We start from the raw sequence: 14,970 nt of genomic DNA, 5'->3' as shown, positions 1-14,970 counted from the left end.
TATCGTTGGTTAATTTAACACTGTGTGTGTGAAATTCGCCATTGAGCAGATGGTGGAAAAATAAACTTTTGTTTAAGTTGTTGATATTAAAGGTTTAAAAAGTTGGCATCCTATGTGCAATGTATAGAGTGCAACCCAATGAACTGCTAATCCCTAAGGAGCTTATTATGCAAAGCGTATTTCTATCTACTCTAGGTCTTATTGCTGTAATGTCATCACCAATCGCTGCTGCTAACACTCTAGACAAAGAAGAGTGGAGTGCGGATTTACGTCAAGAATTTACAACAATGAAGCATGAGGCGGTTGCGGACATCCAACAAATGAACATGGACGTTATTGATGAACGCGATGAACGCATTGTTAAACACATCAAAGAACAACAAGCTCAACTGGTAAAGATCAAATGCCAGAAGACAGAGGCAACCAAGTCATAACCTCTGACGACAAAGATTCCGTGTTAGTCACAAGGACGAGTGATTAACCAGAGTGCATCCGATACAAGCACGACGTTAGTGAGCAGTCAGCGTCAACCTTGTTGCTCTATTTGCCAACCTATTAATGGGTTGGCTTTTTTATGCCTGTTGATTGAGGAGGGGGCGCTAAAACTGGGAACTGAGTAGGAGAAATACGGCAGATAGAAAAAAGCCCGCGAAGAATACCTTCACGGGCGAAAAAAGGGCACCAAATTGGGTGTCTATTCATTTTGGAGATGGTCGAACGTCCATATCATACTGACAATAGGCTTGGTGAGAGGCTTACCACCAGTGCGACCAACGAGGCTAAAGTTAACATTGTTGTAATCATTGTTAAAATGTTAATTCTTCAATCAATGATTTCATTATCGTTAGTTCAAATTGTGAATGTGTTGTCTGTGTGTATTTATACTGTGCTAAATGTCGTTTTTGATAATAAAACTTATCATAAATCCTATAGTGATCATTGGGGTTGGTTATATAAAACTCGACATACCGCATTCTCAATTGTTCATATTTGCACTTAATGCCACATAATAACCCTGTATTTGTTAAGTGTTTGTGTTGTTTTTAACGCTTTTCACTGAAAACAAAAAGAGCGACCTAAGCCGCTCTTGTTCATTTTGATAAATTTACTTATCAGTCGTTTTAGATCTCTTCGTGTTTATGGACTAGGCCGAAGTCAGCTAAAATGGCATACGCGGCAGGGATCATAAATAACACCAGCAGAGTGGATGCGAAAATACCAAACACGATGGAGATAACCAGTGGTTGGATAACCTGTGCTTGCAGGCTGGTTTCAGTCAGTAACGGAAGCAAACCTGCTGCAGTGGTCATTGATGTCAGGAATACTGCTCTAAAGCGTTCCCGACTGGCTTTGACTACCGAGTCGTGCACATTATCTCCTTCATCGACATGATGGCGTATGTACTGAACTAACAGAATCGAGTCATTCACCACAATCCCCGCTAGTGAGACAAAGCCCATCATACTCGGCATACTTAATGAGTGACCGAGTAGGATGTGTCCCCATACCACGCCAATAAAGGCGAGTGGAATCGCAAGCATGACCACGAATGGTTCCAAATAACTGCGGAACTGGTAACTCAAAATCGCAAACACGCCAAACAAACCAAGCAAGAAGCCTTTACCCATTGATGCGCCAGTTTCAGCGGTATCTTTGGCTTCACCTTCAAAATCGAAACGAAGGCCAGGATACTTTTGCATAAGCTTTGGCGCTTCATCCTGTTGGAACTGACGAATGATAGCTGTCGAGTTGGCTTTCGTATTGTCGATATCGCCGAATACGCTCACTGTGCGCAAGCCATCAATGCGCTGGATTCTTACGTAATTACGTTGGAAATCCAAAGTCGCAATGGTCGCGAGTGGGATTTGACTGCCATCGGACAAGATAATTGGGAAGTTTGCCAATTGCTGTAAGTCACCAGCTTGTGCTTTATCGAGGCGAACTTCGATGGAAATGTTTTCTACTCCAACTTGGATCTCGTCTGCAGTTTGGCCAAAGAATGCTGCACGCAATTGATTGGCGATGAGTTGGCCGTTAATCCCGTAAGCTTCTGCGCCCGGACGGAGTTTAACCAAGACTTCTTCTTTACCCATACGCATGTCGTCCAATACGCCATGGACACCGTCAAACTCATTCAGGTATTGCTGAATATCGATAGAGGCTGCTTTGAGCGCATCCAGATCATCATGCTTCGCTCGAATTTCAATCGCTCGTCCACCCGGCCCCATGGTCGGTTGTTTAAATACCAGTGAGATAGGATCGGCAAGTTCACCAATGTCTTCGCGCCATGCATCGATAAATTCATCGATGAGTGTGTTACGACTCTCTGCACCAAGTAAATCCAGACGTACCGTGGCAATGTGAGGGCCAGATTCATTCGCGTCGGCGTTAGCGTTGAACTGACTGGTGATGTGTAGAACCAATGGATTGCCGTCTTCCACTTTCTCTGTCCATTCTTTATCTAACTTTTGAGCGGAGGCAACGATCTTATCGACGACGGCTTCAGTTTGAGACAGAGAAGAACCCGGAGGGAGAATAATGCGCGCTTCTGCAATATCGCCATCCAGTTCAGGGAAGTGTTGGAACTTGAGCAAACCACCTACTAACGTGGCAGCGGAGATAAGAAGCAAGGCAACCACACCACCCATAAAGGCATAGCGATACTCGACCACTTTATCCACTGCGTTGACCAAGGTGGTGTTGCGGAAGTTTTCAAAAGAAGCGAGCAGCTTTTGTTTGAACTTCGGTGTCTTTCGCTCTTGCTTTTGTTTATGCAGTGAATGAGAAAGGTGGTTAGGTAGGATCAAGAAGGCTTCCACCAAACTCAAACTCAAAACGAGGATCAGAACTTGAGGAACCGCTTTAAGTACCGCACCCATTTCACCTTGCAGGAATAACAAGCTACCGAAAATACACACCGTAGTTAAAAAGGAAGAAATTACCCCCCGGCAGTACCTTTTTCACCCCTTTAATTACGGCATCATCGATCTCTTCTCCTCGGTCGAGGTGAGCGGCGATCGATTCGGCAATAACGATGGCATCATCCATCATGATACCGATGGCCATGAGTAACCCAACCAAAGACATGATGTTGATGGACAGGCCAAGTTGCGCCATCAAAAATAACCCACCTAAGAAGGCTACGGGCAAACCAGCTGCGACCCAAAAAGAGTAGCGAAAACTAAAGAACAACCACATGGTGGCGAAAACCAGAATGATACCTTGCCAACCGTTTTTGACCATCATGGTTAGGCGATCCCAAAGCACGGATGAAAGGTCATTGGTCATTTGTAGCATCACACCGTCTGGCGCGATGGCTTGTTGTTCTTCGACAAACTGAGCAACTCGTTCCTTGATACGCAGTGCATCATCTTCTTTGTTTTTGCTGACTTTTAGTAGGGCAGAAGGGTGACCATCAAAGAGGACTTTCTGTTCGTCCAATTCAAATCGGTCGGTAATCGTTGCGATGTCTCTTAGACGGATGATTGATCCATTTGGACCAGAGCCCACGACGATAGTCTCGAGCTCTTCCGGCGTCACGCGTCGTTCGTCGAAGCGGATCAGAAAGTTCTTATCCGGCGTTTCGACATTACCACTTGGCAACTTGACGTTTTGACGACCAATTTGGTCTGCGATATCACCCACACTCAACCCAAGTTGGCGAATCGCTTGAGTGTCTAACTCTACTCTGTATTGGTGGTCAGAGAAGCCAGCAACTTCAACCAAAGACACATCGTAATCGAGCTTTAATGTGCGCTTAAGTTGTTCTGCGTAAGCTTTTAACTCTGGCCATGTGGTGTCTGCGGTAATGGCAACGTCGACAACGGGCTCATTCCAATCAAGCTCTTGCACCATTGGAGATTCAATCTCTTGAGGGAAGTCGTTAATAGAGTTGATTTGAGTTTGTACATCGACCAGCATGCGGCCAATATCAGCATCTTCATTCAGCTTTAAAATCAGTCTTGCTGAGCCTTCTATCGCTTCACATTGCGTCTCTTCAATGTTTGCGAGTCCATCGACGGCGTCTTCCATGCGTACACAGATGCTCTCTTCTACTTCTTGTGGAGATGCTCCGGGGTAAACTACGCCAGCCATGATGTAGGGCGGATCAAACTCCGGAAAGGTTTCACGTTTAATCGTAGATAGTGAAGATATCCCCAATATTAATAGCGTCAGCATCAACAAGTTGGCTGCGGTTGGGTGTTTGGCGAAGAATCGGATCATGAATCAGACTCCTCGGCTTTCTGTTCTGACTCAGGTGCGGCTTCTTTTAACAACATACCGTTAATCGCAGGCAGCAGGTCGTTGATGATAAGCTTTTGACCTTGCTCAAGATCGCCGTCGATCACCACGTGATTATCACGGCGATAGAGAACTTCTACAGCCACAATATTTAAGCGATTGTCTTCACCCATCAAGTAGATTTTGTCGCCATGTAAGGCTCGTTCAGGAATAACCCAGCTCGGATTCTCTTGCCCTTCAATAAGCGAGCGTACAAACATGCCATTAACCAGTGGCGGCGCAGAAGTCGGATTGAGTGAGCGGTAGTCTTGTTCGATTTCCAGAATCACTCCAGCGGTGGCTTGGCTTGGGTCTACCGTTTCGCTGATTCGAGCAACTTTAGCTGGCCAAGTTGCGGATAAATTGCCGCTGTTAAGCTCAATCGTGGCATGAATGGCTGACATGTCTGGGCGCGGAATACCCGATTCATCACGGCCAAATTCCCCAATACTGGAAGTCAGTGTCTGCATGTCATGAATGGACAATTGCGCTTCAACTTCCATCACGTCAATGCCATGCGCCGTCACCATGGTTTGTTGAAGGTTCACTACTTGGTTCTGTTCTATCTCGACTTCCGAGATGCGCAAATCGTAAGGCAGAGTAATGATGGTTTTATCGAGAGAGCGCTTTGCCTCGTCAACTTTTGATGCATTGACTTTGACTAACGCTTCCGCAACCCGCTTTTCATCTGGCATTAATCCGATTTGGTTTTCGATGTCCAAAACTAATTTGCGTTGAGAGAGTGCGCTTTGCTCTTGTTGATCAACATCCGATTGAGACGTTAAGCCTTTCTTACGCAGGTTTTGTTTACGGTCTAACTCTTTGTTGGCGATAACCAAACGGTTTGCTTCGATCTTGAGTGTACTTTTGAGGTTGGCTTCTTCTTGAGTCAGCTTAGCCAAAGAGGTTTCGGCAGATTTGAGGTCGGCTTGAGCTTGAACCAATTTCAATTCGTAATCGAGGGGATCGATTCGCAAGATTTCCGTTCCTGCTTGCAACACCTGTCCTTTTTCCAGTTGCGGATGACGGTAAACAACTTTACCGGTCACTTCGGCTATCGCTTTCCATTCAACTTTCGGAGCTATTTTACCAAAGCCAATTGCGACAGGTGCTATCGCCTTAAGCTCTAGTGGAATTGTCTCGACCAGCCTTGCTCTATCACCTGCGGGTTTAACGGGTAAGTCTGGTTTAAGGCTAATCGCAAGAAAGAGGATAATGACGCCGACAGCAAGAGCAGGAAAGAACAGAAGCTTTTTATTGATTTTCATATTGGTCGCCCGAGTCTAGAAATCCATGTTTCATCAGTTGTATGTTGTGTTCGAATAATCGGTTCAAGAAGGCTTCAGAAAGCTCAATGCCATGAATCGCAAGTAAGGCCGGTGGTGCCATAAATGGGAACACCATGAGACTAATATAAGAAACGCGGCACAGTTGTGGGTCGGCGTCTTTGCGCAGAACGCCACTGTCGATGAGCTTATCGAACATAATGCCTTGCATCGGCTTGCTGATGTCAGCAAAGACTTTTTCTAGTAACTTACGTTGAGTCTCTGAGGGGGGCATATGCATGACTTGAGCAATCAAGCGGGGGAATTGCGGTACTTTGATCATCTCACGATAGTAGGTACGCATTAAGTCGAGGAAGTTCTTTTCATTACTGTCAGACAATAAGGCCTGCATTTGCTTTTGCATCGGTGACAGCGTTTCACGCAGCATGGTCTCAAATAACCCTTCTTTGTTGCCAAAGTAGTAGCGAATCATCGCCACATTCACCCCTGCTTTCTGCGCGACTAGGCGAGTAGACACCTTGTCGTAAGCCATAATGGTGAAGAGTTCGCGCGCATGGAAAATCAGCTTCTCCCGTGCGTCGATTTTATCTGTGGGTCTTCCCGCCCTTCGATGAGCTTCCGTCACAATCGTCTCTCAAGATATTAAACATTTGATTAATTATAAGGCGATGATTTCTCATGCGACATTCGAAAAATTAATCAGTATTTAATCAAGTGATTAATTTGTGAAGGGAGATCATAAAAAGAGCAGGAGAAACTGCCCTTTATTGAAATAAGAATGGGTTTGTCTAATAGATGCCGGCTTGAGAGGCTGGTTTCAACCCCAACTCAACGCCGTCCAATTCGGCCGAGCGGCGTGCTCTTTTAGGCGAGGGCATGGATTGACCAGATAGGCGTGATCTGCGTATTCACACAGTGGTAAGTCGTTGATCGAATCCGTATAGAAATGGATGTCTGAATAGGTTTCTGGTTTTGCCTCTAGCCACTGTTTTAAGCGTGTAACTTTGCCTTCGCGATAACTTGGGATGCCTTCTATTTCAGACGTGTAGCCGTTGCCTTGCTCGACTAAATCAATCCCGAGCGCGTTAGGGATGCCGATACGTCGACCAACCGCTTCAACCAAAAAAGTGACGCTGGCCGAGATGATGACCATATCAATCTCATCACGAGACAGTTGTTCAATCAGTGTTTTGGCTTGAGGGAATTGTTTAGCCAGAATATGGTTTTCAACGCATTCTTCCACCAAGGCGTTGACCTGTTGAATAGGCATGTTTTCTAGCGGCTTGAGGGAGAACGTTAGGTAATCTTCCATGTCCATTTTGCCTTCTGCATACAAGCCCATTAGACGCTTATCTTCCTCAATAAAGTTAGACGCAGTGGCGATGCCTTTCTCAACCATAAATTCATTCCAAATCATTGCGCAGTCAGCATTGATTAAGGTTTCATCCAGATCAAAAACATACAAAGGCTTGGACATAGTTGGCTTCTCACAGTTTGGATTGAGGTCGATGTAACGTGTCGGTCAGTATAGAGCGAGGTTTACGAGTGTGGGACGTATGCTAACGACAAACTGTGACGGTTTCGTTGCACTTTTTCTGACCATGACAAAACTTAATGACTAAGTCGTGGGATGAAGCATTTCTGACTTGGTGATAGAAGGCTACAATACAGAGGTACTTTAGAAACCGCGTACTTTAGATATATGGCGTCTTTCGAACCTGATCTCAATATTGTGTACTGAATACAGTCTTGTCTTTGAGTGATAATAGCGCCACTCGCGCAAAGCGAACGTTAAGAAAAATACAAAAAGAATCCCCGATATGAACCAGTATGTAAATGATCCATCCAATTATCAGTTGTTAATTAAAAACTTGCTGTTTTCCCCAGTTGCTTTCAACCCCGAGCAAGAAATCGTCTACGCGAACCACCGTCGTCACAGCTATAAAACGTTTCATGACCGTGTGAGACAGTTTGCAAACGCACTAACCAAAATGGGCGTGAAGAAAGGTGATACGGTAGCGGTAATGGATTATGACTCACACCGTTATCTTGAATGCTACTTTGCCATCCCGATGATTGGTGCAAAGCTACACATGATCAACGTACGCTTGTCTCCAGAGCAGATCCTTTACACCATCGACCATGCGGAAGATGACATTATCTTGATCAACGAAGAATTTCTGCCAATTCTGGATCAGATCAAAGGTCGTATTGACACTGTTACGCGTTACGTGGTTTTGCGCGATAACGATGAATGTGAATACGAGCGCCTTCTGGAGCAAGAAAGTACGGAATACAACTTTCCTGATTTCGATGAGAATACCGTTGCGACCACTTTCTACACGACAGGTACGACGGGTTTCCCTAAAGGCGTGTTCTTTACTCACCGCCAACTGGTTCTCCATACTATGGGTATATTGAGCACCATCGGCACCAATGCGTCACAAGGTCGACTGCATCAAGGTGATATCTACATGCCGATTACGCCAATGTTCCACGTCCACGCATGGGGGCTTCCGTACATGGCGACCATGCTTGGCGTGAAACAAGTCTACCCGGGCAAATATGTACCAGATGTTCTGCTTAACTTGATTGAACAGGAGAAGGTGACGTTCTCGCACTGTGTGCCAACCATCCTGCATCTGTTGTTGAGCTCACCAAAATCCAAGTCGATGGATTTCTCTGGTTGGAAAGTCGTGATTGGTGGTGCCGCGCTACCGAAAGCATTGTGTAAATCAGCCCTTGAGCGCGATATTGATGTGTTTGCGGGTTACGGCATGAGCGAAACAGGACCAATTCTGTCTATTGTTCAACTGACTCCTGAGCAACTCGAACTCGACCTCGATCAGCAAGCGGAGTACCGCTCTAAAACGGGTAAGAAAGTCGCGCTGGTAGACGCTTACATTGTTGATGATGAAATGAACAAGCTCCCCCACGACGGCGAAAGTGCGGGTGAGATTGTGGTTCGCGCTCCTTGGTTGACTCCGAGCTATTACAAAGACAACAAGAACTCTAAAGCCTTGTGGCGTGGTGGTTACCTACACACTGGCGATGTCGCGCATATCGATCATGAAGGCTTTATCAAGATTACCGACCGCGTAAAAGACATGATTAAGATTTCTGGTGAGTGGGTCAGTTCTTTGGAGCTGGAAGACATTCTACACCAGCATCAGGCCGTGTCGGAAGTCGCCGTGATTGGCATGCCTCATAACAAATGGGGCGAGGTGCCGTTGGCATTAGTGACGCTAAAAGATGATGCAGAAGTAACGGAGAAAGAGTTGTTAAGTTTCGCCAAAGACTTCATCAGCAAAGGCATTCTAGCCAGAGAAGCGTTACTACTGAAAGTGAAGATGGTTGACGATATTGCGAAAACCAGCGTCGGTAAAGTGGATAAGAAAGAGCTGCGTAAACTTCATCTGTAAAGTAGTGAAGCTGTTTGCATCCAACCCATAATATTCGGCCCCGATACATAGCTTGTATCAGGGCCGATTTTTATTTAGTGACGCGAAAGTCTTGGTTGTGTATTAAATCAAACCTTGTTCTTTCGCCATGTGGTTAGCGATGCTCGGCGCTTTCCAGATGCTTGGAAGCAGTATGAAAGACACAGGAACAGCTGTAATCACGATGAAAGACTGCAATGCCGAGATACCGCCAGAGCCCATCGAGATAAGCGCGATCGCCACCACACCCATCATTAAGCCCCAGAACGAGCGGATCACTGCGTTTGGTTCTGTAGAGCCAGTCATTACCACACTGATGGTGTATGTCATTGAGTCACCCGTTGTCACGATGAACGTCGTGGTCAGGATCAAGAACAATACTGAAATCACCATCGGGAATGGTAGCTCAGAAGTAATCGCAAGCAGAACGGCAGGCAAGTTAAAGCCCTCAAATGCCGATGAAATCAAACCTGGGTTTTCTAGCTCGAACGCCAAGCCACTGCCACCAACGATGCTGAACCAGAAACACGTGATCAATGGTGCAGCAATGCTGATAGAAAGGATTAATTGGCGAATTGTACGGCCGCGTGAGATTCGCGCGATGAAAATTGCCATCATCGGACCGTAACCAATGAACCAGCCCCAGAAGAAGACTGTCCACCAACTTAGCCACTCGGTGTCACCACGGTAAAGTGCCATTGGGAAGAAGTTATCTACCATGCGGCCAATGCCTTGCACGTAACCATCGACAATAAAGCTGGTTGGGCCGAAGAACAGGATGTAACCAATTAGAGCCACAGACAACACGATGTTGTAACGGCTCACAAGCTGGATGCCTTTACTTACACCGCTTAGGGCAGACAAGGTGTACATCAAAATCGCAGCGACGATCACTAAGCTTTGAGTAACAAAGGTATCAGGTAAGCCAAATAGCGAGTTCAGGGCGTAACTGATCTGCAAACCTAAGAAGCCAATTGGGCCAATAGTGCCTGCGGCTACAGCGATAATGCTGCATGCGTCAGCGACGTCGCCAATCCAACCGTTGATCGCTTTGTCACCAAATACTGGGTAAAGCAGGGTACGAGGTTTGAGTGGTAAGCCCTTATCGTAGTGAAGGTGCATCAAAACGACTGAAGAAAGACAACCTAGGATAGCCCAAGCAAGGAAACCCCAGTGCATGAAAGACTGAGAAAGTGCATTGATTGCAGATGCTTTTGGCGACGCTTCGCCATACAGAGGTGGAGCAGAAACAAAGTGGGCGATAGGCTCTGCAGCAGCCCAGAATACACCGCCACCAGCGAGTAGGGTACAAAGTACGATCGACAGCCACTTGAAGGTGTCGATATCAGGTCTCGCTAAACCGCCTAAACGTACGTAACCCGTACGACCTAGTGCAATAGCCAAACCAATAAGGAAATTCAGAAGGAGTAATACTTGCCAGAAGGCACCGAAGTATTGAGTCGCAAACCCAAAGCCTGCGTTGACCATCGCGGTCAGAGATTCTGTATTTGTTAAAGCGAGCAGAACAAAGACAGTAAGGAAGCTACCACTTAACCAAAATACAGGGTTAGTGAGTTCAAGGCGCTTGATAAGGGAAGGAGGATGAATCGCAGAATAGTCTGCCTCCTGAATAGGAGCATGAGAGGCGGCATTCGTCATATTTGACATAATTACTTCGCTTTTTAGGGCTCGGAAGCCGTGCATTTCCCTCACACAAATAGGTCGAAAAGTGTGAGGATGATCAAAAAGCCGCTGATACTAGCACGTTGAGCACCTCAATATAACCGTAGATTCAGAATAATTGTCTACGTAAGCGGCAAATTACTGATTTCTAGGTAGAGATTTTTTGCGTGAAGTGCGCCGCATTTCGTATGTAAATGACATTTCCTTTATTCTTGTAAGGACACCGCAGGATTACATTGAGCGAACCTGTTCTAATAAAAATTAAAGGTCTTACCCTATGGCTCATTTTGAACTCAATGGACAGTGGCAACTTACCTCGCCACAGCGTCCAGACATCAATATTCCGATGACTTTGCCTGGCGATAATGTCTCTGCACTTTTGCAAGCAGAGCTTATTCCTAACCCATATGTGGCAGATAATGAATCCAAGGTTCGTTGGATTGAGGAATGCGATTGGCATATTGAACGCGAGTTTGCTGTCGATGGTTCTGTGCTCTCTGCCAAACAAGTGTGGATGACGCTAACCCGTGTAGACACCTTAGCGACCTTTTATATCAATGGTGAGCAAGCACTAACTAGCAGCAACATGTTTGCCCAGCAACGTATTGATATCAAACCTTACTTAAAACAAGGCACTAACACGATTCGAGTTGAGTTTGCGCGAGTTGACTTAGAAGGTGCAGAGCGAGCAAAGAAACTGCCATTCCCTATTCCTTCGGCGATGGGGAACAACCAGATCCCGCACATGAACTTGATTCGTAAAACCCAATGTCATTCAGGTTGGGACTGGGGCATTTGCTTGATGGTCTCTGGTATTTATGACCCGATTCTAATTGATGTCGTTGAAGATGTGTGGCTAAAAGGATTCGCGACAGAGCAACAATGGAAAGCTGACGGCAGTGTGCAGATCGATGTCTTAGTCGAAGTTGAAGCGGATACCCAACATCATGAAATTGTTGTTGAATTTGATGGTCAGCGCCAATCGATTCAAACCGAAGGAAGTGGTCACTATCACTGTCAGTTCCATATTTCCAAGCCAAAACGCTGGTGGCCTGCGGGTTATGGCGAAGCGCATCTTTATCTGATAACGGTCGCTTGTGGTGAGCAATCACTGTCACGCACGATTGGTTTGCGAGAGTTAAGGCTGAACAATCAAACGGATGAGCATGGCTCGGCGATGGAGTTTGTCGTTAACGGTGTACCAATCAATGCTAAGGGTGCAAACTGGATTCCGGTGGACGCCATGCCGGGGCGAGAGTGTGAAAGCCGCTATCGTGCACTTCTGCAGAGCGCGGTCGACGCCAATATGAACATGATTCGTGTCTGGGGTGGAGGCCAATATGAGAGCGAAACTTTCTACAACCTGTGTGATGAATTAGGCCTGTTGGTTTGGCAGGACATGATGTTCGCTTGCTCGCTGTATCCATCCGATGACGATTTCTTGAAAGATGTGGAACAAGAGTTGCGATTCCAAATCCCACGTTTGAAAGAGCACCCTTCGATTGCACTTTGGTGTGGCGATAATGAAGTGATTGGTGCGATTGGCTGGTATGATGAATCCAAGCACAACAAAGTCAAATACACAGTGAATTACGATCGTCTAAATCGAATGATCGAACAAGTCATTGGTCAGCAAGACGATTCTCGCCGTTTTTGGCCGAGCTCACCTTGTAATGGCGAGTTGGATTTTGGCGATGCGTGGCATGATGACAGTAAAGGTGATATGCACTTCTGGGACGTTTGGCACTCAGGCAAATCGTTTAATGCTTATCTAAACATTAACCCGCGTTTTTGTTCCGAGTTTGGCTTCCAATCTTGGCCGTCTTTTGCAGAGGCAAAGAAGTTTGTGCCAGAGCAAGACTGGAACGTCACCTCACCAACGTTTGAGCAGCACCAAAAGAACCCTCGTGGTAACAGTATCATCACAGAGATGTTTACTCGTTACTTCCGCTTCCCATCAGGCTTCGAGGAGATGTTGTACTTAAGCCAAGTTCAGCAAGCGATGGCAATCAAAACTGCTTGTGACCATTGGCGCGCCATCTCTCCAATATGTCGTGGCATGTTGTATTGGCAGCTTAATGACAACTGGCCAGTGAGTTCTTGGTCTAGTTTGGAGTACAGTGGCCGTTGGAAGCAATTGCATTACCATGCGAAACGCTTCTTTGCGCCCCAGTATTTGGTGTTCTCAGAGCACACCGGTAAGCTGAGCCTCCATTTGCTAAACGATGCCAAAGAACCCGTTGATGTGAGTGCGCAATTACATTGGGTGAACTGGCAAGGTGAAGTGAAGCAAACTTGGTCGCTAGAGCACACCGTTTCCAGTGACAGCAACATGGTTGTCTGGCAGTTGGATGGGCAGTTTGATTCGTCTGAATTGAAGTCAGGCTTCCTCTACGTAGAGGGACAAGCAGGCGAAGAGCGAATCACGAACACATGGTTTAGCACTCATGAACTGAAAACCCTGCCGATGCAGAAGGCGAACATCAAAGTGACGATAGAAGCCAACCAAATCACGCTGGTGGCAGATAAGCCAGCATTCTTTGTGCATCTAGAAGCGGACACGGATGGTCGATTCTCCGAATCCAGTTTGACGTTACTTGCTGAACAACCTGTAACCGTGACGTTTTTTGGTAAGGATGTGGCGGCGATGGCAGAGTCACTTCGTGTTTACCATTTAATGCAATAAGAAAGCTTAAGCGAGTCGAAGCACAATACATTCAGCAAAAGGGAGCTTACGGGCTCCCTTTATTGTTTCTTGGGTTCGCTAAAACAAATGACGCTTAGCCCAAGTTATGGCCTGCATTCTATTTTTGACTTCCAGTTTTCGAAAAATGCTATATAGATGAGATTTCACCGTGTGCTCGCTCACAAACAAAGAGTCTGCGATATCCAGGTTCGAGCCTCCTTGACATAGTGCGGTCAATACCTGCATTTCTCGCCGCGTGAGCTCAATATCGAGCTTACTGTCTAACTCAGTAACGGTGTGATTTAAGTTCATCAAGTAGCCAATCAATCGATTAAGAATATCTCGAGATAACCAGTTCTCCCCATTTAAGATTCCTTTAAGACCTTTGATTACTTTGTCGAAATCGTCTTCAAAATAAAATAAACCTTTTAGGTTAGACCAGCTGAGTAAACTCTCCACACCTAAGTTTGGTTCGGCATTGACTAATATCGTAGCGTCGACGTGGTGAAGCTCACTCAATGTGACTTTGACATCACAGAGGTCGGGTAGAGAGCTGTCAACGATCGCGACATAGTGTTCGTCATAGTGAACGGGTAGTTCCACATCCGCCCCTTTGGCTAATAAAACGGGTTGCCCTAAGCGCTGCTCGATTGCGGTTTGTAATCCTCTGCCTTGAATATTGTTGAAGGTGAACAATAAAATAGTGTTGTTGGTTGGATTGTCGTGCATCATTAGTTTGCCTCCTGTCGAGACTGCATAAATTCATTTCCTACTTGGTGAAAGCGGTAGAGCACCAGATCGAGTAATCCGTCAAAGCAATGTTTCACCATGGGGTTTTCAAATATCCTGGCAGCAGGCGCTTTAAAAAAGGTGACTCGCCGATGGTGGTAGAAATCCCGTATAAAAATGTCGAACAAAAGTTGTTTAATCACGGGCTCATGAACAGGAAAGTGGATGATCGCGTTGCCCATTACTTGAATAATGTCAGAGACCAAAAACTTCAAAATTGAGCGGCCTAAATGCCATAGGCTAAGAATCCTGAATTCAGATCTCAGCTCCTGATAAATCATGTGTCCGACTAACATACCTTTACAGTAATAAAGCCGAGCTTTACTTGGGGATTGGTCGAATTGGTTAAGCGTGTCTTCCACGCCTCCTGGCGTTATCAGTTGCTTATGTACGGCGTTGATTTGCTCGAATTCAGACACACTGATTTGGTTGAGGGAGTAACTTTTTACATCGGTAACTTGGTATTCGTACACAATGTCTTTAAAGCTCAAATAAATACTTTTACTTTGAGAAGCTTTGACTCTTTTATACTCGCTGGAGGTGTATTGATATTGTTCTCCGATGAAGTGTGAAAAGGCCAGTCGCTTTAATAGACTCGGTGTAACTTTACCGCTTTCCCACTGGCTTAATGTTGGTTGATTTAAGCTTTCGAAAGCGCTGTAACTCCTTGCTAACTCATCGGCTAACTGGCCTTGAGTCAAACCCCTTTCCTTTCGAATTGCAGCAACAGCATGCGAAAATTCTAACTTGCTAACCATATATCTACGTCCTGAACTCATTATATTTTTTGATTGCTTGAAGCAGC

General features: G+C 45.8%; 9 protein-coding genes and 1 pseudogene. 3 read left to right on the top strand and 7 right to left on the bottom strand.

Annotation, left to right across the window (positions count from 1 at the left end; genetic code table 11):
• The first annotated feature begins 167 nt into the window (after positions 1-167).
• Positions 168-434, top strand: a complete 267-nt coding sequence (locus BCT11_RS00120) for a hypothetical protein (RefSeq protein ID WP_102386812.1) — start codon at positions 168-170, stop codon at positions 432-434.
• A gap of 687 nt (positions 435-1,121) precedes the next feature.
• On the opposite strand, the pseudogene BCT11_RS00115 reads toward BCT11_RS00120, so the two are convergent.
• From BCT11_RS00115 to BCT11_RS00100, 4 genes and pseudogenes are all read right to left on the bottom strand, one after another.
• Positions 1,122-4,224 (bottom strand): annotated as a pseudogene (locus BCT11_RS00115) (efflux RND transporter permease subunit).
• Positions 4,221-5,549 (bottom strand): acriflavin resistance protein, encoded by a 1,329-nt coding sequence (locus tag BCT11_RS00110; protein ID WP_039975532.1) that lies wholly within the window; start codon positions 5,547-5,549, stop codon positions 4,221-4,223. Before BCT11_RS00110 ends, BCT11_RS00115 begins: the two are co-directional and overlap by 4 nt.
• The gene (locus BCT11_RS00105) at positions 5,536-6,192 is read right to left on the bottom strand and encodes a TetR/AcrR family transcriptional regulator (protein ID WP_039975531.1); all 657 of its coding nucleotides are present in this window, start codon (positions 6,190-6,192) and stop codon (positions 5,536-5,538) included. Before BCT11_RS00105 ends, BCT11_RS00110 begins: the two co-directional genes overlap by 14 nt.
• Before the next feature lie 192 nt (positions 6,193-6,384).
• A complete protein-coding gene (locus BCT11_RS00100; RefSeq protein ID WP_102386811.1) occupies positions 6,385-7,044 on the bottom strand; it encodes an HAD family hydrolase in 660 nt (219 codons plus the stop codon).
• 343 nt (positions 7,045-7,387) lie between these two features.
• Here BCT11_RS00100 and BCT11_RS00095 point away from each other — a divergent pair, with 343 nt between their 5' ends.
• Positions 7,388-8,989: a long-chain fatty acid--CoA ligase gene (locus tag BCT11_RS00095; protein ID WP_061035390.1), complete on the top strand. Its 1,602-nt coding sequence runs from the start codon at positions 7,388-7,390 to the stop codon at positions 8,987-8,989.
• A 102-nt stretch (positions 8,990-9,091) separates the two neighbouring features.
• Here the strand turns inward: BCT11_RS00095 and BCT11_RS00090 are convergent, their stop codons facing one another.
• Complete coding sequence (locus BCT11_RS00090; RefSeq protein WP_038865353.1) at positions 9,092-10,675, bottom strand: BCCT family transporter; 1,584 nt, start codon at positions 10,673-10,675, stop codon at positions 9,092-9,094.
• 292 nt (positions 10,676-10,967) lie between these two features.
• On the opposite strand from BCT11_RS00090, the gene BCT11_RS00085 reads away from it, so the two are divergent.
• On the top strand, positions 10,968-13,376 hold the full coding sequence (locus BCT11_RS00085; protein WP_102386810.1) for a glycoside hydrolase family 2 protein: 2,409 nt from the start codon (positions 10,968-10,970) through the stop codon (positions 13,374-13,376).
• A 78-nt stretch (positions 13,377-13,454) separates the two neighbouring features.
• Here the strand turns inward: BCT11_RS00085 and BCT11_RS00080 are convergent, their stop codons facing one another.
• Positions 13,455-14,108: a LuxR C-terminal-related transcriptional regulator gene (locus BCT11_RS00080; RefSeq protein WP_102386809.1), complete on the bottom strand. Its 654-nt coding sequence runs from the start codon at positions 14,106-14,108 to the stop codon at positions 13,455-13,457.
• Positions 14,108-14,923 (bottom strand): helix-turn-helix transcriptional regulator, encoded by an 816-nt coding sequence (locus BCT11_RS00075; RefSeq protein WP_102386808.1) that lies wholly within the window; start codon positions 14,921-14,923, stop codon positions 14,108-14,110. Before BCT11_RS00075 ends, BCT11_RS00080 begins: the two co-directional genes overlap by 1 nt.
• Between the last annotated feature and the right edge of the window lie 47 nt (positions 14,924-14,970).

The sequence above is a fragment of the Vibrio sp. 10N.222.52.B12 genome, assembly GCF_002875385.1.
GTDB classification, from domain to species: domain Bacteria; phylum Pseudomonadota; class Gammaproteobacteria; order Enterobacterales; family Vibrionaceae; genus Vibrio; species Vibrio jasicida.
Note: the sequence above shows the minus strand (reverse complement) of the source record. Positions and strands in the feature narration are given on the sequence as shown.

Coding starts and splice junctions, on each gene's coding strand:
- BCT11_RS00075 (WP_102386808.1), bottom strand. CDS start 14,923: ATGGTTAGCAAGTTAGAATTTTCGCATGCTGTTGCTGCAATTCGAAAG.
- BCT11_RS00085 (WP_102386810.1), top strand. CDS start 10,968: ATGGCTCATTTTGAACTCAATGGACAGTGGCAACTTACCTCGCCACAG.
- BCT11_RS00120 (WP_102386812.1), top strand. CDS start 168: ATGCAAAGCGTATTTCTATCTACTCTAGGTCTTATTGCTGTAATGTCA.
- BCT11_RS00095 (WP_061035390.1), top strand. CDS start 7,388: ATGAACCAGTATGTAAATGATCCATCCAATTATCAGTTGTTAATTAAA.
- BCT11_RS00080 (WP_102386809.1), bottom strand. CDS start 14,108: ATGATGCACGACAATCCAACCAACAACACTATTTTATTGTTCACCTTC.
- BCT11_RS00090 (WP_038865353.1), bottom strand. CDS start 10,675: ATGTCAAATATGACGAATGCCGCCTCTCATGCTCCTATTCAGGAGGCA.
- BCT11_RS00100 (WP_102386811.1), bottom strand. CDS start 7,044: ATGTCCAAGCCTTTGTATGTTTTTGATCTGGATGAAACCTTAATCAAT.
- BCT11_RS00110 (WP_039975532.1), bottom strand. CDS start 5,549: ATGAAAATCAATAAAAAGCTTCTGTTCTTTCCTGCTCTTGCTGTCGGC.